This is a genomic window from Providencia sp. PROV141 (assembly GCF_028481645.1).
GTDB lineage: Bacteria > Pseudomonadota > Gammaproteobacteria > Enterobacterales > Enterobacteriaceae > Providencia > Providencia rettgeri.
In genome coordinates, this window is the sequence record NZ_JAMPPR010000018.1 from 25982 (window position 1) to 47736 (window position 21755).

The 21755-nt window shown below is 41.4% G+C and carries 19 protein-coding genes; 8 read left to right on the top strand and 11 right to left on the bottom strand.

What is annotated here, in order from left to right; translation table 11 throughout:
* The first annotated feature begins 401 nt into the window (after window positions 1-401).
* Together PSF09_RS12250 and PSF09_RS12255 are read left to right on the top strand one after the other, a co-directional pair.
* Window positions 402-1805 (top strand): tryptophanase, encoded by a 1404-nt coding sequence (locus PSF09_RS12250; protein ID WP_004908186.1) that lies wholly within the window; start codon window positions 402-404, stop codon window positions 1803-1805.
* Between the two features lie 63 nt (window positions 1806-1868).
* Window positions 1869-3116: an aromatic amino acid transporter gene (locus PSF09_RS12255; protein ID WP_210835922.1), complete on the top strand. Its 1248-nt coding sequence runs from the start codon at window positions 1869-1871 to the stop codon at window positions 3114-3116.
* 90 nt (window positions 3117-3206) lie between these two features.
* On the opposite strand, the gene PSF09_RS12260 is transcribed toward PSF09_RS12255, so the two are convergent.
* Entirely contained in the window at window positions 3207-4184 is a 978-nt protein-coding gene (locus PSF09_RS12260) for an energy transducer TonB (RefSeq protein WP_272683960.1), read from the bottom strand.
* Between the two features lie 20 nt (window positions 4185-4204).
* Window positions 4205-6340 carry a TonB-dependent receptor gene (locus tag PSF09_RS12265; RefSeq protein WP_272683961.1) on the bottom strand — a complete coding sequence of 712 codons (2136 nt, stop codon included), beginning with the start codon at window positions 6338-6340 and terminating at the stop codon, window positions 4205-4207.
* 473 nt (window positions 6341-6813) lie between these two features.
* On the opposite strand from PSF09_RS12265, the gene PSF09_RS12270 reads away from it, so the two are divergent.
* Entirely contained in the window at window positions 6814-8364 is a 1551-nt protein-coding gene (locus tag PSF09_RS12270; protein WP_272683962.1) for a methyl-accepting chemotaxis protein, read from the top strand.
* 64 nt (window positions 8365-8428) lie between these two features.
* On the opposite strand, the gene fis is transcribed toward PSF09_RS12270, so the two are convergent.
* The 9 genes from fis to acuI all read right to left on the bottom strand — a co-directional run bounded on the left by fis (window position 8429) and on the right by acuI (window position 16424).
* Entirely contained in the window at window positions 8429-8725 is a 297-nt protein-coding gene (gene fis / locus PSF09_RS12275) for a DNA-binding transcriptional regulator Fis (protein ID WP_004258438.1), read from the bottom strand.
* A 7-nt stretch (window positions 8726-8732) separates the two neighbouring features.
* Window positions 8733-9716, bottom strand: coding sequence for a tRNA dihydrouridine synthase DusB (gene dusB, locus PSF09_RS12280; protein WP_004908195.1), 984 nt, complete (start codon window positions 9714-9716; stop codon window positions 8733-8735).
* 317 nt (window positions 9717-10033) lie between these two features.
* On the bottom strand, window positions 10034-10918 hold the full coding sequence (gene prmA, locus PSF09_RS12285) for a 50S ribosomal protein L11 methyltransferase (protein WP_210835928.1): 885 nt from the start codon (window positions 10916-10918) through the stop codon (window positions 10034-10036).
* Between the two features lie 108 nt (window positions 10919-11026).
* A complete protein-coding gene (panF, locus tag PSF09_RS12290) occupies window positions 11027-12487 on the bottom strand; it encodes a sodium/pantothenate symporter (protein ID WP_272684008.1) in 1461 nt (486 codons plus the stop codon).
* Window positions 12477-12719 (bottom strand): DUF997 family protein, encoded by a 243-nt coding sequence (locus PSF09_RS12295; RefSeq protein WP_004908202.1) that lies wholly within the window; start codon window positions 12717-12719, stop codon window positions 12477-12479. The genes panF and PSF09_RS12295 overlap by 11 nt, the downstream gene beginning before the upstream one ends.
* Window positions 12720-12895: 176 nt before the next feature.
* Window positions 12896-14242 (bottom strand): acetyl-CoA carboxylase biotin carboxylase subunit, encoded by a 1347-nt coding sequence (gene accC / locus PSF09_RS12300; RefSeq protein ID WP_102137952.1) that lies wholly within the window; start codon window positions 14240-14242, stop codon window positions 12896-12898.
* Between the two features lie 12 nt (window positions 14243-14254).
* Entirely contained in the window at window positions 14255-14725 is a 471-nt protein-coding gene (accB, locus tag PSF09_RS12305; protein WP_004908206.1) for an acetyl-CoA carboxylase biotin carboxyl carrier protein, read from the bottom strand.
* 18 nt (window positions 14726-14743) lie between these two features.
* Entirely contained in the window at window positions 14744-15208 is a 465-nt protein-coding gene (gene aroQ, locus PSF09_RS12310; RefSeq protein WP_210835930.1) for a type II 3-dehydroquinate dehydratase, read from the bottom strand.
* 232 nt (window positions 15209-15440) lie between these two features.
* Complete coding sequence (gene acuI / locus PSF09_RS12315) at window positions 15441-16424, bottom strand: acrylyl-CoA reductase (NADPH) (protein WP_272664353.1); 984 nt, start codon at window positions 16422-16424, stop codon at window positions 15441-15443.
* Between the two features lie 604 nt (window positions 16425-17028).
* Between acuI and PSF09_RS12320 the strand changes: the two genes are divergently transcribed.
* The 5 genes from PSF09_RS12320 to rng all read left to right on the top strand — a co-directional run bounded on the left by PSF09_RS12320 (window position 17029) and on the right by rng (window position 21749).
* Window positions 17029-18072: a rod shape-determining protein gene (locus tag PSF09_RS12320; protein ID WP_004908213.1), complete on the top strand. Its 1044-nt coding sequence runs from the start codon at window positions 17029-17031 to the stop codon at window positions 18070-18072.
* An 86-nt stretch (window positions 18073-18158) separates the two neighbouring features.
* Window positions 18159-19127, top strand: a complete 969-nt coding sequence (mreC, locus tag PSF09_RS12325) for a rod shape-determining protein MreC (RefSeq protein ID WP_109911672.1) — start codon at window positions 18159-18161, stop codon at window positions 19125-19127.
* A 44-nt stretch (window positions 19128-19171) separates the two neighbouring features.
* Complete coding sequence (gene mreD, locus PSF09_RS12330) at window positions 19172-19660, top strand: rod shape-determining protein MreD (protein ID WP_115167923.1); 489 nt, start codon at window positions 19172-19174, stop codon at window positions 19658-19660.
* 35 nt (window positions 19661-19695) lie between these two features.
* Window positions 19696-20283 carry a Maf family protein gene (locus PSF09_RS12335; RefSeq protein WP_210835932.1) on the top strand — a complete coding sequence of 196 codons (588 nt, stop codon included), beginning with the start codon at window positions 19696-19698 and terminating at the stop codon, window positions 20281-20283.
* Complete coding sequence (gene rng, locus PSF09_RS12340) at window positions 20280-21749, top strand: ribonuclease G (protein ID WP_004908223.1); 1470 nt, start codon at window positions 20280-20282, stop codon at window positions 21747-21749. The genes PSF09_RS12335 and rng overlap by 4 nt, the downstream gene beginning before the upstream one ends.
* Window positions 21750-21755 lie beyond the last annotated feature (6 nt).

The following is a 21755-nucleotide window of genomic DNA, read 5'->3' on the forward strand; positions in this document are numbered from 1 at the left end:
TAGTTAAACTAAATTTAATAAAATTAAACTCTTATTTAATAAATAAATTAAGACTGTGACTTGAGTCAAGTTGTTCCTGCCTCTCTTGCTAATAATGTGATAGAGGTACAATATTATGACAATAGCGATTACTTTGGTAATATAACTGTTATATATATAATAGCAGTCGGTTGTACTAATTCCTCGTTGATAGGAGTCATAGTATGTTCTTGTTAAACGAATCTCTCATTTCAAGGTATTTCTTCTATATGAAGAAATGGTTCAATATTGATATCTCTTTAGCCTTCTTTTTCCCAAATAAATAACCTTTCTATTTTCCTTTCTTAAAGTTTTTTTAACTTATTTCACTATGGGTTAAATCTCTATTATTTATTATTTAATGAAAAATTAAAGGTATTATCATGGCTAAAAGAATCGTAGAACCATTCCGTATTAAAATGGTAGAAAATATCCGTATTCCATCAAGAGAAGAACGTGAAGCGGCGTTAAAAGAAGCAGGATATAACCCATTTTTACTACCAAGCAGCGCGGTTTATATTGATTTATTAACTGACTCAGGTACCAATGCGATGAGTGACCACCAGTGGGCAGCAATGATTACTGGTGATGAAGCGTACGCAGGATCTCGTAACTATTATGATTTAAAAGATAAAGTGAAAGAGATGTTTGACTATGATTACGTCATTCCTGCTCACCAAGGTCGCGGTGCTGAAAATATGTTATTCCCTGTTTTATTGAAAGTAAAACAGGAACAAGGCGGTGCTAAAAAACCGGTATTTATTTCTAATTTCCACTTTGATACAACAGCAGCACACGTTGAATTAAACGGTTGTAAGGCAATTAATATTGTTACCGAAAAAGCCTATGACTCGGATACTTATGATGATTGGAAAGGTAATTTTGATATCCAAAAATTAAAAGATAATATTGCGGAGCATGGTGCAGAAAACGTTGTTGCAATTGTATCTACTGTAACTTGTAATAGTGCAGGCGGTCAGCCAGTATCAATGGCGAATTTGAAAGAAGTTTATGAGATTGCTAAACAACATAATATCTTTGTTGTCATGGACTCGGCTCGTTTTTGTGAAAATGCGTATTTTATTAAAGAGCGTGATCCTAAATATAAAAATTCGACAATTAAAGAAATTATTCTTGATATGTATAAGTATGCTGATGCATTAACGATGTCAGCGAAAAAAGACCCACTATTAAATATCGGCGGGTTGGTTTGTATTAAAAATGATGAAAAGATCTTCACACTGGCAAGACAACGCTGTGTGCCAATGGAAGGTTTCGTGACCTATGGTGGATTAGCGGGTCGTGATATGGCGGCAATGGTACAGGGTCTTGAAGAAGGGGCTGGTGAAGAATATCTGCATTATCGTATAGGGCAAGTTAAATACTTAGGTGACCGCTTACGCGAAGGTGGTATTTCAATTCAATATCCTACAGGCGGGCACGCAGTATTTGTCGACTGTAAAAAATTGGTTCCACATATTCCAGGTGACCAATTCCCTGCGCAAGCTGTTATTAACGCACTTTATTTAGAATCGGGTGTTCGTGCGGTTGAAATTGGTTCATTCTTATTAGGCCGAGATCCTGAAACGGGCAAACAAAAACATGCAGACATGGAATTTATGCGATTAACTATTGCGAGACGCGTATATACCAATGACCATATGGATTATATTGCAGATGCTCTCATTGGGTTAAAAGATAAATTCGCAACTCTGAAAGGTCTTGATTTCGAATATGAACCACCAGTATTAAGACACTTTACAGCAAGATTAAAACCAATTAAATAATCGGTCGCTTTTCTGGTTCCCGTGCAATGCGGGAACCTCATCCTTATTCTTAAGGTAAACACCATGAATAATTCGGCAGCCAAAAAAGAACCCTCCATAATGGTAGGGGGTTTTGTGCTAGGCGGTGCCATGATCGGGGCGGGTATGTTTAGTTTGCCCACTATTATGGCTGGAGCTTGGTTTATTAACTCTGTAGCTATCTTGTTAGTTGTTTGCTTTTTTATGTTTCACTCAGGGATTTATATTTTAGAATGTATATCAAAATATGGATCAGGAACGAATTACTTTTTCATATCTAAAGAATTATTACCAAAATGGGCATGCTATATAGCTAATATGGCATTAATATTTGTACTTTATATATTAATTTATGCCTACATATCAGCTGCAGGCTCGGTTATTAAAGAAGCCGCCGCTATTTACGGATACAACATCAATTTAAGATTAATATTTATTATCTTTACATTAATATTAGGTGCGAGTATTTGGTGGAGTGGCGTTGGAGCAAGCCGTTTAACATCATTGTTTTTATTTATTAAAATAGTTTTATTTATTTTGGCTTTCTCTGGGTTATTTTTTATTGTAAAAACAGATTTGTTATTAACTTCACCGGTTGAGGGCGGACAAACAGCATTGCTACCTTTTGTCTTTATTATTATCCCCTATGCAATTACTTCTTTTGGTTATCATGGGAATGTTTGTAGTCTATATAAGCTTTATCATGAGAATGAAAGAAAGGTTGTTAAGAGTTGTGTTATCGGTTGTGTATTAGCATTGGTTCTCTATTTTCTTTGGATCATGGGGACAATGGGAAATCTACCGCGGGCAGAATTTTTGACAATTATTAATAAAGGCGGTAATTTAGACGCATTTATTGAATCACTATATGCAGTGCTGAATAGCAAAAATATTGCGACATTCTTACTGTGGTTCTCTATTAGTGCTGTATTCTGTTCATTCTTAGGTGTCGCAATTGGGTTATTTGATTACATTCTTGCTTCGCTGAATTTTAAAGATAACCCATCAGGTAGAATGAAATCTGCATTATTATGTTTCTTGCCTCCTCTTATTCTTTGCATGTTATTCCCAAATGGTTTTTTAATCGCAATAGCTTATGCAGGTATGGCGGCATGTATCTGGGCTATTATTTGCCCTGCAGTTATGGCATTAAAGGTAAGAGAGCGTTTTCCTGAATCTAAATTTAAAGTGTGGGGCGGAAAGGGGTTAATCTATGCCGTAATCGCTTTTGGTGTCTTTGGTATTATTTGCCAATTGTTAGCGCAGTTTAATTTGTTACCGATATACCGTTAATTTTTCAAAATACAAGCTGTAAAATAACTGCAAAGGTACAGTGAGGGTTCGCTGTACCTTTTTCTATCCAACAATATGGCTGACTGTAAACTAGTATTGAAATATGACCGTTTTTTTAAAGTACATTTTAATATTTTGTCCTTGATAAATAATGGGTTTAAAGGCCATTTTTTTAATCGCTTTCACCGCTTCTTCTTTAAAACCTAAATCAGGGATCTTGTTGTTTAGTATTTCAACGGATTCAACTTGGCCATCTAATCCAACTAATAACCGAATTTGTACTTTAACCACTTTTGTATAGCCTAAGGAGCGAGCCTCTTTTGGATACTTAGGGGTCGCATCCTGTAAAATTGTATAGGAAATACCACTCGAACCGAGTGCGGTATAACTTCCATCACCATTAGCAGCGAATTGGTTATTACCCGATAATATATTATTCCCTTTACCACCTTGACTACTTTCTGAAGTTGATGAGGTGGTGGCAGAATGATTTTTAGCAGCTGAATTGGATGGTGTTTCTTTAGCTGTTTTTAGTGAGTCTTGCTGTGTTTTATGGCTTATTTTATTGGCAATAAGCTGATTTTCTGTGTTATTTCGAGTGTCATTGTTCAGTAATTTACTTTGTTTTTCTTGTTTTTTTCCTTGTACGGGCTGACTGATCTCCGGTTTTGTATTTACTTTAGTTTTCTGTGTGAGCAAAGGTGATTCAACTGTATTATCAACGGGAACATTGACAGGAGTTAATGAATTTTTAAGTTGGGTTTTTGAGGGTATTTTACTTTCATTAGGTTGAGACTTGCTAAGCGGCTTCAGTTGCGAAGCAGCTTCAGCCTTCGAAGGGGATTCTGATATAACTTCTTGTAATTGCGCTTGTCTCTTACTACTCTGCTCTCCTGAGCCCCCAGAGGAGCCCATTGGCCCCCCTAGAGATAGCGTTATCGTTTCCTCACCTTCGACCATAGGTACTGCCCTACCTGTTTGTAGGGCGATAAACATAATGGCAATGATATGGATAACGAGTGACAGTACTAAAGCAAGTTTATAGCGAAAAAACGGGTTTATAGTCACTGAAACATTTCCTGTTTAAATCAATAGGTGGCTTTGATACCTGCAAAAAATGAGCGCTCATTTCCAGGAATCAATGAGCCGTAGCCTGCAGTAACATAGTCGTAGTAGGTTTTATTCATTAAGTTAGTGACTCCACCATATAATTCAATGTGTTCAATCGGTGTGTAACGAACACTCAGGTCAATGAGCTCACGTGATTTAACAACGCCATCTTCTTCTTTATTGGCATCAGAAAGGAAGTTATTGTACGAACCATAATAGGTGTACTGAATATCTCCTGATAAATCCTCAGTAAAGTCGTATTTTACTTTTAGTTTAACGGAGTGCTCTGGCACTTTAGTTAAACCACTTTTCGTGTAATCAATGGTGTTTTTGCCGTTTTCTTCCAAGAATTGACGGCCATGGTTGTTATAATCAGAACGTCCTCTGAGCCATGAATATGATTCTTGGAAGGTGAAATCACCGAGCGTTTGCTGGAAGTCAACATCGGCTCCCCAGCGGCGAGTTTTCAACAAATTCATTGTCTTCGCATCATTGACACTAGTGAGATAAATGCGATTTAACTGATTATTCGTATTGGATGTCCAGAACGTGACATTAACAGTACTAAACGCTAATTTGTCTCTTAAACCAACCTCAAATAAGTCATATTTCTCATCTTCGGCTTTAGTCGGTGTGTAAATTTTTTCACCATTAACGACCGATTGGTCACTGATTTGCAAGCCATCAGGAAGGGTGTAGCCTCGTTCATATCGCCCATAAACTCGGCCTGTATCGCGATAAAGGTAAGCAAGAGAGAGTTCTGCAGCGGTATTCCAACGGTCTGAAGTACCTGATCCATTTACCGTACCGCTTTTATCAAATGACCATTCAGCCAATTCACGTCTTAGCCCTTGAGTAAAAACAAATTGGTCTGATTTCAGGCTGTTAAGGACATAAATTGCTTTTGTTGTTTTATCATAATCGAAATTATGAGGAACCCCATAATATCGTCCTTTGCTGTCTTTTTTATAGCTTCCAATATAATGAATAGAAGCCTTTTGTTTAGCGTAATCTACGCCCAAAAGTAGGTTACTATCATCAAGGTAGCCGATATCTAGTTTGATTTTTGTTCCGTGGCTTTTTTGATTAACTTTTTGTTCCCAGTTGGCATTATTAGTATAAAAACCATCAGTGTAGAAAACATCAGTAGCAAAATTGAGTTTATCCGTAAATGCATTTTGGTAACTTAAATTATAGCTATCGACCTCGCGGTCACCGGTCAAATAACCGCTGATTGTTTTTTTAATTAACTTACCATTTTCATCAATCCCAACAGTGACGGTTTTGTCTGGTGGAACGTAGTCTTTACCATACTTTTTGATATTACGTGATGTGAGCGTTTTTACGTACTGAGAACTTTCAGTGAGATGGCTTCCTCGCAACATCAGGCTTTGATCTGAAGTGAGATCCCATCTTCCACCTAATGAATAATATTCTGAATTACGGTAGGTATCTTTATAGTAAAGGTCACGATTTAGTTTACTGGCAGTGCCTAAAATTGAAAATTTATCATTAACCCGCGCCCCTAAATTAGCATTTAAACGGTGTCCTTCTGAGTTCCATTCAGATAAAACACTTGTTTTGGGATTAGCCATACTTCTCAGGTTAGAAGTGATATTAATGACTCCACCTGCAGTCCCTGAGCCGTAAATAACGCTTCCACCGCCAGGAATGATTTCAATACGCTCAAGTTGTTCAACGGGAATAATATCGTAGTTAGTGGTGTAAGGGTGATTTGCTAATGTGGTAATTGGAGCCCCATCAAGTAATACTTGTAGGTTACGTTGTGAGGTTTCAGCCCCTTGTCCCCGCAAGTCTATATTACCTTGCCCAGAGGTATCGACACTAATACCAGGAACGGATTTAAGCACATCAGAGATTGTGCGGTTGCCTTTACCTTGAATATCTTCTTTTGAAATAACAATAATTTGCTTGGTATCTCGTAAACGTTCTATTTCAACGTAGTCAGGTCGTGCATAACTATCTTGAAGCTCAATTGCATCGGTAGCATCTTGAGGCTGCGACGATTTAAGCTCTTTATTGGCTGCATGAGTGGTAAAAGAAAGTGTTGATAAAATAATGAAACAAATAAAATCTGGCTTAAATTTAACCATATTGTTTCCAACGGAGGAAATATTTTTCATTGGAGTCGGTTTGCCTTTTTTAATGATAATGCAAATGATAATCAATCTTATTATATTGTTATTGATTTCAAGATCAATTAATTTAAACCAATTTATTCTATGCCTAATTATTTGATTTAAGTGAAAATAAATTGTTGACTTAGGGGGGATATGTTACTGAGTGGATGGTCGCTTTTACGTCAGGATAGATATGAAAATAGTGATCGGGATGGTTCATTTACTCAGGTTGGATTCTTGTATTTAGCGATCTACTTCAAATTACTCACATTAATCTCAAATTTTTAATTTTCTCTGATTCCCAAAATCAAATAGTAACCCCCTTGAAATATAAGTATTTTTACCTATATAGAGTAAAGAGCGACCAAATCTAGCGGTTAAAATATTTTCCTATAGCGCCGATAAAGTTAAATATTGTCAGATTATCCCACCAAAAGAGAAATTCTATGCAGAAACTTCGAAATTACTCAATTCGCACTGTGGTCTTCGTATTGTTAAGTATTTTGTGTCTGATCTTGGGGGGAACGAATGTATACAGTGGTTGGTCACTATCACGGATTGCTGATGGAAACGATATTGATAGGCAATTAGTACAACAAATGACGGTGATCAGTCAGGGAAATGACCAATATTTTCGTTTTGTTACACGGTTAACCCGGGTAATGGAAAGTAAAAGTGAAGGAAAAACAGTGGACTATGGCCCTGTCAAAGAGGCGATGTCCAATATGGAAAAATATTTAGAGCAGATAAAATTGATTTCTCCTGGGCCAATGACTCCTGAAATTGCAGAGCAGGTAATTAGTAGTTGGCAAGCACTACTTGATGATGGGGTAAAGCCTCAATTAGCCCTTAGTATGGAAAGTGATGCCAATAAATATTTATCCCACGCCCATAATGTCACTCCCGCATTGAGCCGAGCTTTTGGTTCTTCAATTCAAAAATTCAACCAGACAGCAGAAGAGTTGATTAGCCAAGCTCGAAATCATGTTGATAACGTGATGAATATTACGCGAATGGTTATGATAATCACTGCAATATTAGGGATCTTCATGCTCATTTTTACTGATCGCTATATGGCAGAGATGATGCAAAAACCACTAGGTTTACTGAGACAGCATTTTATTGATATCGCAAAAGGTGATTTAAGCCATCCTGTACAGTCATTCGGAAATAGCTGTGTAGGAAAATTATTTCCAATACTTGAAGGGATGAGAAAAGATTTAAGTGAATCGGTCAATACAATCCGGCAAGGAAGTGACAATATTTATTTGGGGGCAAATGAAATCTCAAACGGTAATAGCGACCTTTCATCTCGAACAGAAGAGCAGGCCGCTGCGTTAGAAGAGACGGCAGCGAGCATGGAGGAAATTACAGCGGCAGTTCAATTGAATATGGAAAACACACTCCAAGCTAATCAACTAGTCGGTGAAGCGTTTGTGGTCGCTAATAAAGGGAATAGCATTGTTGATTCAGTTGTCGTTACTATGAGTGAAATCTCCCAAAGTTCACAAAAAATCGCAGATATCATCAACATGATTAACGATATCAGTTTCCAAACTAATATCTTAGCGCTCAATGCTTCTATCGAAGCGGCTCGTGCAGGTGTGCATGGGCGCGGTTTCATGGTGGTCGCTGCAGAGGTACGTAAGTTAGCGAGCCATAGTGCAGAAGCCGCGATGGAAATTGAACGGTTAATTGCAGACTCAGGAACTTGTGTACAAAAAGGAACTGGTTTGGTGAACGAGATGGGCAAAACGATGGAGCATATTTTACAAGGAATCAATGAGGTGACAGCAATTATGGCGCAAATCACTGTAGCTTCAGAAGAGCAGAGCAAAGGAATCGCCCAAGTTGGAGTCGCTATTACACAGATGGACGGTGTTACGCAGCAAAATGCCTCTTTAGTTGAGCAAGTGGCTACAGCAGCCAACTCATTAGCACAGCAAACTCAAGACCTACAACAAGCGGTTCAGAAGTTTAATCTATCTGCGGCTTGATAATAAAAAGCCCTCACTGCATGACAGTGAGGGCTCACAAAAATACGGCATTAACCGACTAGGATTAGTTCATGCCGTATTTTTTCAGTTTCTTACGCAGAGTGCCGCGGTTGATACCCATCATCAGGGCTGCACGGGTCTGGTTTCCACGGGTATATTGCATAACCATGTCCAACAAAGGCTGTTCTACTTCAGCCAATACCAGCTCATATAAATCATTAACATCTTGATTATTTAATTGAGCAAAATAGTTCTTCAGTGCTTGCTTAACTGAGTCACGTAACGGTTTTTGAGTTACTTGATCTTGTGAATTTACAGTAGCAACGGTTAGTACGTCAGAATTTACGCGTTGTTCGAACATAGTTCTGTCAGCTCTTATCTTTATTTACGCAAAAATTTTCAAAAAATGCTTCCAACACCTCCAGCTGTTCGCTGGCATCCTCAATGGTGTTGAATGAGCGCCGAAACTGGTCATCAGGTGCATGTTCTTTCAAGTACCAAGAAACATGTTTGCGCGCAATACGGGCTCCTTTGCCTTGACCATAAAAGTCGTGCAATTCCTGTACATGCGCTAGCATAATACGTTGTACCTCTGCCATAGGCATCGGTGGCAATATTTCACCTGTGTCCAGATAATGCTGGATTTCCCGGAAGATCCAGGGTCTTCCCTGAGCTGCTCGGCCTACCATCAAGGCATCCGCCCCTGTGTAGTCTAAAACAGCTCTGGCTTTTAGCGGGTCAGTAATGTCGCCATTGGCAATAACCGGAATGGTAACAGTCTGCTTAACTGCCCGAATATTGTCATATTCAGCTTCCCCATTAAACAGACAGGCTCTAGTTCTGCCATGAATAGTGAGAGCTTGAATGCCGCAATCTTCGGCCAATTTGGCAATCTCTATGCAGTTTCGCTCTTCAGGTGACCAGCCTGTGCGGATCTTAAGGGTAACTGGCACATCCACTGCTTTGACGACACCTTCAAGAATCGATTTCACGATTTCTGGGTAGCGTAGCAGTGCCGAGCCTGCAAGCTTACGATTCACTTTTTTAGCTGGACAGCCCATGTTGATATCGATGATTTGAGCGCCACTCTCAACGTTGATTTGAGCCGCGGCAGCCATTTCATCGGGATCATTGCCAGCTATTTGCACTGAACGAACCCCAAGTTCATCGCGATGAACCATTCTGAGTCTAGATTTGTCGGTCTTCCAAACTTGAGGATTAGAAGAAAGCATCTCTGATACTGTCATCCCAGCACCCATGTCATAACAGAGTGACCTAAACGGTTTATCTGTAATGCCTGCCATGGGGGCAGCAATAAGACAGTTTCTCAACTGATATTGTCCGATTCGCATAACTAAATGGGGGCCATACTGTGACTGCAAGGGCGCGTATATTACGCATTTTTTACGAGATATGAAAGGACAAACTTTGAGCAAACGGTTATTTATCACTAATTTTTTTATCTTGCATCTTTGCAATTATAAAATTAGTTATATTTAACAAATAGTTAAGTTGGTTCCATAACGATTTATTAAAATAACTGTTGTGCTGTTCAAATCTCGTGCAGAACAGATTATCGCCAGCCATTGAGCAATATTTGAGCTATAAGATAATCTATTCTGGCGTTGTTTTCAAAGAAATTATTCTCTGATTTTAATAAAAAAAATCACTAAAAATGCTTGACACCTGTAATCCGGCACCATTCTTCTTTTTCAGCGACAGGATCAATTTCAAAAGTTGAACGGTATGCATCCGCAACACTTTCCGCTTGGCTGGCGAGTACACCAGAAAGACCCAATAACCCACCCGGACGTGGTAGCACACTAATCATAGGGGCGAGTTCGCGTAATGGGCCAGCAAGGATGTTAGCAACCACGACATCGGCTTGTAAGTCATTAGGCTGGTCTTTAGGTAGATATAGGGATAAACGCTCTGAAACGCCATTACGTTGCGCGTTATCGCGGCTTGCGGTGATAGCTTGAGGGTCGATGTCGATCCCAATCGCATGAGCGGCACCTAATTTTAATGCAGCGATCGCTAAAATTCCAGATCCACAACCAAAGTCGATCACGGTTTTACCTTCGAGATCAAGGCCGTCTAACCATTGAAGACACAATGAGGTGGTTGGATGCGTGCCAGTACCAAAAGCGAGCCCAGGATCTAACATCACATTAACCGCAGTTGGATCGGGTACATCACGCCAGCTTGGGCAGATCCACAAACGATCCCCAAAGCGCATTGGATGAAAATTATCCATCCATTCTCTTTCCCAATCTTTGTCTTCTAATTGTTCGATTTTATGGAGAAAACCCGCACCCAGTAGAGGACTATTTTCTAGTTGAGCGACGACAAGTTTCATGTCGGTTTCTGCATCGTAGAGCCCGATAACATCGGTATCGCCCCAAAGACGCGTTTCCCCTGGAAGTGGCTCAAACACAGGGGTGTCATGGCTGTCTTGAAAAGTGACGGATACCGCCCCTGTTTCGATTAACGCATCGCCAAGGTTTTCAGCATCTTTTGCGGTTGAGTTTAGTCTTATTTGTATCCAAGGCATTGTTTTTTCTCTTCTAGAATGCTCGTCATACTTCGCGTCAATATTGAGAGCATTACATTTGTTAATTTACATTAGGTAACGCCAAATTCACCTATCAGTAGATAGGAATCAGTGAGTGCTAGTTACCTGTTCGTTTGCTGGTGATTGTACTGGACTTTTGCCAAAAAGATTACCGACAAAAAAGGCAATAAGACTAAAAATCAGTGATGGGACGATAGCGTGAAAGCCCATGATTTCAATTTTAAAACTTGCCAATATGGCATAACTGACGCCACCGACGACCATACCACTGATTGCACCTGTCCCATTGGCTTTTTCCCAGTAGAGTCCGAGGACTAATGGCCACAAGAAAACGGCTTCTAAACCACCAAAAGCCAGTAAATTCAGCCAGATAATCATCTGAGGCGGGTTCCATGCTGCAACTAAAAGCAACGCACCTAAGACCAAAGTGGAAAGGCTAGAGATCCGCGCAAGACGCTTTTCATTTTTGATTTGTGTTGGCACTGTGTTCAGATAGATATCTTTTACGATGGTAGCTGAGGATTGCAGCAGTTGTGCGTTGATCGTCGACATAATTGCAGCCATTGGTGCCGCTAAGAAGATCCCCGCAGCGAAAGGTGGCAGAACTTGTACCATCAAGGTCGGGATCACTTGGTCTGGGATCGTGAGGTCAGGTAAAATTGCACGACCGAGAGCGCCCGCGAAGTGCATACCAAACATCAGCACTGCCATGACGATAGTTCCCAAAATAATGCCGCGGTGAACCGCTTTACTGTCTTTATATGAAATACAACGAACTGCGGTGTGAGGTAAGCCTATCACCCCAAAACAGACCAAAACCCAAAATGAAGCTAAAAATGGCCCGCTTAAAATGTCATCTGCACCTTCAGGCGATACCAATTTCGGATCTATGCTATGCATTTTTTCTATTGCAGCGGGTAGACCACCGGCATGGTAAATAATCGCAACGAGTAGGATCACCGTGCCTAATAGCATCACTAGCCCTTGCAGCGCATCATTCAGGACACTGGCCCTAAAACCGCCAATTGCGGTGTAGAGTGCGATGGATACCCCAAAAATCATTAACCCGTAAGTATATGGAATACCTGCTGCTGTTTCTAATAAGCGTGCCCCACCAATAAACTGTACTGTCATGGCACCAAAAAAGGCAATGAGCAGGCTAACACTGGCAAACCACACTAAAAACCGGCTTTGGTAGCGTGCATACAGCATATCGTTGAGCGTAACAGCATTATAGCGACGTGCCAAAATAGCAAATTTTTTACCGAGTACGCCGAGAGAAAGCCAAATAGCAGGCAGTTGGATCATCGCCAATAGCACCCAACCTAGGCCATATTTATAGGCAGCTCCCGGCCCACCAATAAATGAACTCGCACTGATATAAGTTGCTGTGATGGTCATCGCAAGGACAAAGCCGCCCATTGAACGATTACCTAAAAAGTATTCATTTAAAAACTCGCCTTTTGTTCGTTTTTTATATGCATAAATGGATAGCAAAAAGACGAGAGTTAGGTAGCCGACGAGAGGCAGGAGAACTTCAATCTGCATCATTCTCCTCCAGAGAGATGTCTTTAAAAATCAGTTTAACCATCATAATGCAGAGCAAAATAAAAATGATGGGTAAGATGAGACAAGACCATTCAAACCACAGTGGTAGCCCTGTAACTCCAAGTGTATTGTCCGGCAGGTAAGCACTAATAACCCAGCCGACTAGATAGGCGATAGTCAAATAAAATGACCAGCGTGCTTCTTTATTTGATTGAAGAAAACGTTTATCCACCCGTTATTCCCCTTCATTCCCATAAAAAAATAATCAGCAATTGTACGATAATCCGTGGGCTGAGTGTGAAAAATAGCAGAAGAAAAGTGCAATAAAGCGTATTTAGCACAAAAAAATACCGTAACGCAGCGCGTTACGGTATCGATTAACGATGAGTTAAACAGGTTATCGCTGACTTATTCAGCAATACCCAGTTTTTTCTCTAAATAGTGGATGTTAGTTCCGCCTTTTTGGAAATTTTCATCGCTCATAATCATTTGGTGCAGTTCAATATTGGTTTTAATACCATCAACGATAAGTTCGTTTAACGCATTTTTCATACGAGAAATAGCGATTTCACGAGTTTCACCATAAGTAATTAATTTACCAATCATTGAGTCATAATACGGAGGAACAGTGTAGCCTGCGTAAATATGAGATTCCCAACGTACGCCAAAACCACCAGGAGAGTGGAAACGGGTGATTTTGCCCGGGCTTGGGATGAAGGTATTCGGGTCTTCTGCGTTGATACGGCATTCCACAGCATGACCATGCACCACGATATCTTCTTGTTTCACTGATAACGGTAACCCAGATGCAACACGCAGCTGCTCTTTAATCAAGTCTACACCAGTGATCATTTCAGTGACTGGGTGCTCAACTTGAATACGGGTATTCATTTCAATGAAGTAGAACTCACCGTTTTCAAATAAGAATTCGAAAGTACCTGCACCGCGATAACCGATTTCAATACACGCATTGGCACAGCGCTCACCGATATTGCGGCGAATTTCAGGTGTAATACCTGGAGCTGGTGCTTCTTCAACCACTTTTTGGTGGCGGCGCTGCATTGAACAGTCACGCTCAGCCAAGTAAACCGCATGGCCTTGGCCATCAGCCATGACTTGAATTTCAATATGACGTGGATTTTCAAGGAATTTTTCCATGTAAACCATATCATTATTAAAAGCGGATTTCGCTTCAGCACGCGTTAGGTTGATAGAAGATTCTAAATCTTTCTCATTACGTACCACACGCATACCACGACCACCACCACCACCAGATGCTTTGATGATGACAGGGAAGCCGATGCGTTTAGCGATGGCTTTATTTTTTTCAGTGTCGTTCCCTAATGGGCCATCAGAACCCGGAACGCAAGGTACACCGGCTTTTTTCATCGCGTTAATGGCAGAAACCTTATCACCCATTAGGCGGATGGTTTCAGCTTTTGGACCGATAAAAACAAAACCAGAGTTTTCAACTTGTTCTGCGAAATCTGCGTTTTCAGCCAAGAAACCATATCCTGGGTGAATCGCTTGCGCACCTGAAATTTCCGCTGCTGAGATAATTGCAGGGATATTTAAGTAACTTTTCGCTGATGCTGCTGGGCCGATACAGATTGTTTCATCAGCCAGTAACACGTGTTTTAGATCGCTATCTGCCGTAGAGTGAACCGCTACTGTTTTGATGCCAAGTTCTTTACAGGCACGCAAAATACGTAATGCGATTTCTCCACGGTTAGCAATAACAATTTTTTCCAGCATGGAAACGCCTCGTTATTCGATGACAACTAATGGCTCGTCAAATTCTACTGCATCACCGTTTTGCAACAGAATGGCTTTAACAACGCCTGCTTTATCTGCTTCGATTTGGTTCATCATTTTCATCGCTTCAACGATGCAAAGTGGATCACCAACGCTGACCGTTTGACCAACTTCGACAAATGGCTTCGCTTCTGGGCTTGGTGCGCGGTAGAAAGTACCGACCATTGGTGAGCGAACTTGGTGACCTGCAACTGCTGCTGGTGCAGCTGGCGCTACCATTGCTTCAGATGGTGCAACCGCATTAGCCAGAGCAGGTTGTTGTGCAACCGGTGCTGAGTAATACTGTTGAGGTGCAGCCATAACCTGAGCAGCAGGTGAAACGCGGCTGATACGTACTGACTCTTCCCCTTCAGAAATTTCCAGTTCAGAAATGCCAGACTCTTCGACCAGCTCGATCAGCTTTTTAATTTTACGAATATCCATGGATATGATTCCGTACTCTTATATTTGGATTGAATTAATTAGGCGCAGACGGTTAACCGCTGCCTGTAAAGCAAAACTATAACCATCAGCACCTAGACCACAAATTACACCGATAGCTTTATCGGAGAAATAAGAATGTTGGCGAAATGATTCCCTAGCATGCACATTAGACAGGTGGATCTCGATAAACGGGATACTCACCGCGAGTAATGCATCACGTAGTGCAACACTGGTATGTGTGAATGCAGCCGGATTGATGAGAATAAAATCAACATCATGACGTGCAGCATGAATTTTATCGATGAGTTCAAATTCTGCGTTTGACTGAAAATGACTCAGTTTTACTCCTAGCTGGTTTGCCTCTGCCTCGAGCTTGGATACAATATCAGCAAGAGTTTGGTTGCCGTATTTATCAGGTTCCCGTGTACCTAGCAGGTTTAGGTTTGGCCCATTCAAGAGTAAAATGTGAATATCTTCTGCCATTATGCTGCTAACTCCGACGATATTATCAATAGCCCGACAACATAACGCGATGCTAAGCGTTTGTCATCTTTTATCATAAAAATAAATGGATTTTCTACTGACAAAGTCCGTCATTATAATTATTTCGTGACATATAGCAGCAAAATACTGGTCTTATCAGAGAAATTACCCGAATTTATTTTTGAAAATGTGCGGTAATCCCTATTTAGGCGGGAGTACCGCAATAAATGCGTTACTCAGCTCGTAGGTTAACTAGCGTACGCCCAGTGACTTCATTTTTTAAGAGTTTTTTTGCATATTCGACACAATCTTCTAATTTAATCTCATTGCTGACTTGCTCATAGAAAGCAGCGGGGAGAGTATCCGCAAGGCGCTGCCATACTTTAGCGCGATTTGCAGCAGGGTAGTAGACAGAATCCACACCTTGTAGGCGGACATTACGTAAAATGAATGGCATGACGCTAGTTGGTAAGTCGAAGCCACCAGCTAAACCGCAGGCAGCAACAGTACCATTATAGTGCGTTTGTGCAAGAAGATTGGCGAGTAATTCGCCACCTACAGTATCAATCGCCCCAGCCCATAACTGTTTGTCTAATGGCTTAGCAGGGTGAGTGAAATCACTGCGAGGTAATACTCTCTTAGCGCCTAAACTTTGCAGGTAACCGCTGTTTTCTTCTCGACCTGAAATCGCGACAACCTCATAACCCAGTAAAGACAGTAATTGCACGGCAGTACTACCAACACCACCGCTAGCGCCACTTACGATGACTTCGCCTTTATCAGGTGTCACGCCTGCCTCTTCTAAGGCGTTTACGCAGAGCATAGCGGTAAAGCCAGCAGTGCCAATAACCATCGCTTGCTTTAAGGATAAATTCTCTGGAAGAGGCGTTAAATATTTAGCCGGAACCCTTGCTTGAGACGCTAAACCTCCCCAATGCGTTTCGCCCACCCCCCATCCTGTCAGTAGCACATGTTGGCCAATTTGGAAGCGGGGGTCTTCACTGTGGTGGATCACGCCTGAAAAATCGATACCAGGTACCATCGGATATTGGCGAACAACCCCTGCCTTTCCACAAATGGCTAACCCATCTTTATAATTGAGTGTGGACCAATGAATATCGACTATAATATCACCGGCCGGGAGCATTTCTGTCGTTAGAGGTTGAATGCCAGAGATAATTTTATCTTCCGATTGTTGCAGGACCAGAGCTTTCATCTTTCACTCCTAGTAAAATGATTAAATATGTATTTAAAAATGCCTAAAATTTGCGGGTAATTCATTGACGTAGTGACAGTGTTTAAGCTATTAATATTGTAATTAATTTGTAAAAAATCATTTTTTTCTGGCATAAATAGGCTTTTATCATGCAAAATATCGCATCTCGACGGATTCATTTTGCGTATTGACATAAATTTGCCGCGTTTTTGGTAGATAATAGAGCGAACACCCAGCGAATTCACCCAATTTGTATTGGAAATAGCCAGTGTGTAGCAATAATAAAAAGAACTAAAGAATATTTGAACTTGTTGCCCCAATAACTTGTCACACTGGGAAGAAAAAGATGGAGTATATAACAACCAAAGAGTAGATGTTTTTCTGTATAATTTTATCCTGTAGGTAAAGAATACAATTAATATCTATTTTTGGGGTTTTTATCTGCTTCGTTTACATAAGAAGCATGTACAGTACGGTACGTGAAAAATAGATGAATTAACCATATTTATAGAAGCAGCTCATTAACGCCTTGAGGCAGCTTCAAGTGGTTGGTAGAGTAGACGGGTTTAAATTCGTCCCCAGCTTGCAGGATAACTCTTTCGTTATGTTTAAAAAATTTCGTGGCATGTTTTCTAATGACCTGTCTATTGACTTGGGTACGGCCAATACCCTTATTTATGTCAAAGGACAAGGCGTAAAATTAAATGAACCCTCTGTAGTTGCTATTCGTCAAGACCGCTCTGGATCGCCAAAAAGCGTTGCTGCAGTCGGTGGTGAAGCGAAGCAGATGCTGGGACGTACACCAGGCAATATTTCGGCAATCAGGCCAATGAAAGACGGTGTTATTGCTGACTTTTTCTTGACTGAAAAAATGTTACAGCACTTCATCAAACAAGTTCATAGTAATAGTTTTTTACGCCCAAGTCCGCGTGTCCTTGTTTGTGTGCCTGTTGGTGCGACACAAGTTGAACGTAAAGCCATTCGTGAATCTGCGTTAAGTGCGGGGGCGCGTGAAGTCTTCTTAATTGAAGAACCGATGGCTGCCGCTATTGGTGCTGGGTTACCTGTATCAGAAGCAACAGGCTCAATGGTTGTTGATATCGGTGGTGGTACAACAGAAGTCGCTGTTATTTCTTTAAATGGCGTTGTTTACTCTTCTTCGGTACGTATTGGTGGTGACCGTTTCGATGAGTCTATCATTAACTATGTACGCCGTAATTATGGCTCACTAATAGGTGAAGCGACAGCAGAACGCATTAAACATGGAATTGGTTCTGCATTCCCAACCGACGAAGTTTACGAGATTGAAGTTCGCGGTCGTAACCTTGCAGAAGGTGTGCCTCGCGGATTTAAAATGAATTCCAATGAAATTTTAGAGGCATTGCAAGAACCTCTAACAGGAATTGTCAGCGCAGTAATGCTAGCACTTGAACAGTGTCCTCCTGAACTGGCCTCAGATATCTCAGAACGCGGTATGGTCTTAACGGGTGGTGGCGCGCTTCTTCGTAATTTAGATCGCTTATTGATGGAAGAAACGGGTATTCCGGTTATCGTTGCAGAAGATCCACTAACTTGTGTCGCGCGTGGCGGCGGTAAAGCGTTAGAAATGATTGATATGCACGGTGGCGACCTGTTTAGCGAAGACTAAATGGCCTTTTAGAAACAGTTGGGGAAGGTTCTCCAACTGTTTTGACTATTTTTTGTTCCTCTGACATTAGCGAAACTTAGCCACACATGAAGCCAATTTTTAGGCGAGGTCCATCCCTACAGTTACGCATATTTTTTGCGGTAATCATTGCACTTGTACTGGTGGTGATTGACCATCGTTTTGAGCCTTTCAATAAAGTCCGTAACTACTTAGACACGGCGGTTAGCCCATTCTATTTTTTAGCGAATGGCCCACGCCAATTTCTAGATAATATTTCCGAAAGTTTCTCTTCAAGAGAACAACTGCAATTCGAAAATAAAGCCTTACGCCAAGAGCTATTACTGAAAAAAGCGGACAACTTGCTTTTAGAGCAACTTAAGCAGGAAAATGCACGCTTAAGGGAGTTACTTGGCTCGCCACTTCGTCAAGATGAACACATGATGGTAACGCAGGTTATTTCAGGGGCAAACACGCCATATCGTGACCAAGTAGTTATAGATAAAGGCAGTAATGAAGGCGTTTATGAAGGGCAACCCGTTATTAGTGATAAAGGCGTTGTTGGCCAAGTGGTTGGGGTAAGTAACTTTAATAGCCGTGTCCTGCTAATTTGTGACACTACTCATGCATTGCCTGTGCAAGTATTACGTAATGATGTTCGTGTGATTGCAGCCGGTTCCGGATGTGCTGATGATATCCAATTAGAACCGTTACCTGAAAATACCGATATTCGTGTTGGTGACGTCCTTGTCACGTCAGGGTTAGGGGGGCGTTTCCCTGAAGGTTATCCAGTAGGGGTGGTCTCTGCCGTAAAACATGACACACAACGAGCGTATACCATCATTAGCGCGAAGCCGAGCGCCGAATTACAGCGTTTACGTTATCTTTTGTTATTATGGGGAAATGATAACGACCCTAAAACGCCACTACAGCCTTCGGAAGTTTATCGTGCAGCAAATGAACGCTTAATGAAAGTATTGCCACAAGTATTGCCTAACCCGAATGAAATTCAGGGGCCTCCATTGCCACCCTCAATGGCTCCGACGTCACAACCATAAGTTGAGGAAACACAGTATGGTTATGGGCAAGAGAGTAAATTAGCATGGATGAGTATCGTGGAAATGGCCGTGCCATCATTTGGTTATCGTTTTTCATTGCGTTGATATTGCAAGTCATGCCTTGGCCGGAGCAACTCAGCTTTTACCGGCCATCATGGCTTCTGTTGATTCTCACTTATTGGGTGATGGCGCTACCACACCGTGTGAGTGTTGGCACGAGCTTTATCTTAGGGATTATCGTTGATTCCATTCAGGGTTCAGCACTGGGGGTACATGCCCTCTCTTTTAGCATTATTTGCTATCTCGTCTCTTATAAGCACCAGTTGTTGCGCAACATGGCGCTGTGGCAGCAAGCACTGGTGATTATGTTGCTTACTATCATTCAGGATCTTGCTGTTTTTTGGGCTGAATTTCTATCATCACAAGTATTATTCCATCCGCAAGTATTTTGGAATAGCGTAGTGAATGGTATTCTATGGCCATGGCTATTTTTGCTTTTACGTAAAATTCGCCGGCAATTTTCAGTATGTTAGGATGTTAGTTGTCGGTCTGACTGGGAATACAGTTTATGTGTTTAATTTATCTTGCGTCTGGCTCACCCCGTCGACGTGAACTTGTTCAGCAACTTAATTATACCTTTGAAATCTTGCGTCCAGAGGTAGAAGAACAGTGGCAGGAAGGGGAGACACCTCAAGACTATGTGCAACGTCTTGCACGAGATAAATCTTTAGCCGGTGTTGCGATAGCACCCGATAATCAACCTGTTTTGGGTGCGGATACTATCGTTGTTCTTGCAGGCAAAATTTTGGAAAAACCGCGAGATGGCCAGCATGCAGAAGAGATGCTAAGTGCGTTATCGGGAAAAACTCATCAAGTGATGACGGCTATTGCCTTATCCAACCGTCAACAGACGATACAGTCACTAATTGTGACAGATGTGACATTCCGCGAGTTATCTTTACTCGAAATACGGGATTATATACAGTCAGGAGAACCAATGGATAAGGCTGGCGCTTATGGAATTCAAGGCATTGGTGGGCGTTTTATACGTAAAATCAATGGCAGCTACCATGGGGTTGTTGGTTTACCACTGGTTGAAACAGACGAGCTAATTCAGCGATTTTTAGCGTTAAGTGATGGTAAGGGGAAGTCATGACTGCGGAACTATTAGTGAACATTACACCATCTGAAACGCGCGTTGCTTATATTGATGGTGGGATATTACAAGAAATTCATGTTGAGCGAGAAGCAAAAAGAGGATTAGTAGGGAATATTTACAAAGGCCGCGTGAGCCGTGTCTTACCGGGGATGCAGGCGGCCTTTGTTGATATTGGTCTAGATAAAGCGGCCTTTTTGCATGCTTCGGATATTATGCCCCATACGGAATGCATTGCGGGTGACGAACAAAAGAACTTTCATGTTAGGGACATCGCTGAGCTCGTTAAGCAAGGACAAGACTTAATCGTTCAAGTCGTTAAGGACCCCCTTGGCACCAAAGGCGCTCGCCTTACTACAGATATAACTCTCCCTTCTCGTTATTTGGTCTTTATGCCAGGGGCTTCCCATGTGGGCGTTTCTCAACGTATTGAAAGTGAAGTTGAAAGAGAACGCCTAAAAGAGTGTGTTTCACAGTATTGTGATGAAAATGGTGGTTTTATCATCCGTACGGCAGCCGAAGGGGTCGGAGAGGAGGAAGTTAAACAGGATGCGGCCTTCTTAAAGCGCCTGTGGGCGAAAGTGATTGAACGAAAAAAACGTAATGTGACTCGCACAAAAATCTATGGTGAATTAGCGCTTGCTTACCGCATTATCCGTGATTTTGCTGGTGCTCATCTTGATCGTATTCGTGTTGACTCCCGTTTGACTTATACTCAATTGCAAGAGTTTATCGAAGAGTATGTGCCAGAAATGACAGCTAAGCTCGAACTTTATCAAGGTAATCAGCCAATATTTGACTTGTTTGACGTTGAAAACGAAATTCAGCGAGCAATGGATCGAAAAGTAGAGCTAAAATCAGGTGGTTATTTGATTATCGACCAAACTGAAGCCATGACGACGATTGATATCAATACTGGGGCATTTGTTGGTCATCGTAATCTTGAAGAAACCATCTTCAATACTAATATCGAAGCGACTCAAGCAATAGCAAGGCAACTGCGTTTACGTAATTTAGGCGGTATTATTATTATTGACTTTATCGACATGGTTGACCCAGAACATCGTCGCCGTGTGCTAGCATCATTAGAACAGGCATTGAGTAAAGATAAAGTCAAAACCACCATTAATGGTTTTTCACAGCTAGGCTTAGTTGAAATGACGCGTAAGCGCACAAGAGAAAGCCTAGAACATGTGTTATGTGATGACTGCCCAACTTGCCAAGGGCGTGGAACCGTCAAGTCGGTAGAAACAGTTTGTTATGAAATTTTACGTGAAATAGTTCGCGTTCACCGTACTATCGATGCAGATAGGTTCTTAGTTTATGCATCCCAAGCGGTGGTTGATGTTCTTAAAGGGGATGAATCACATGCCCTTGCAGAAGTTGAAATCTTTGTTGGGAAGCAAGTTAAAGTTCAGACTGAACCTCTTTACAGTCAGGAACGTTTTGATGTCGTAATGATGTAATAAGGA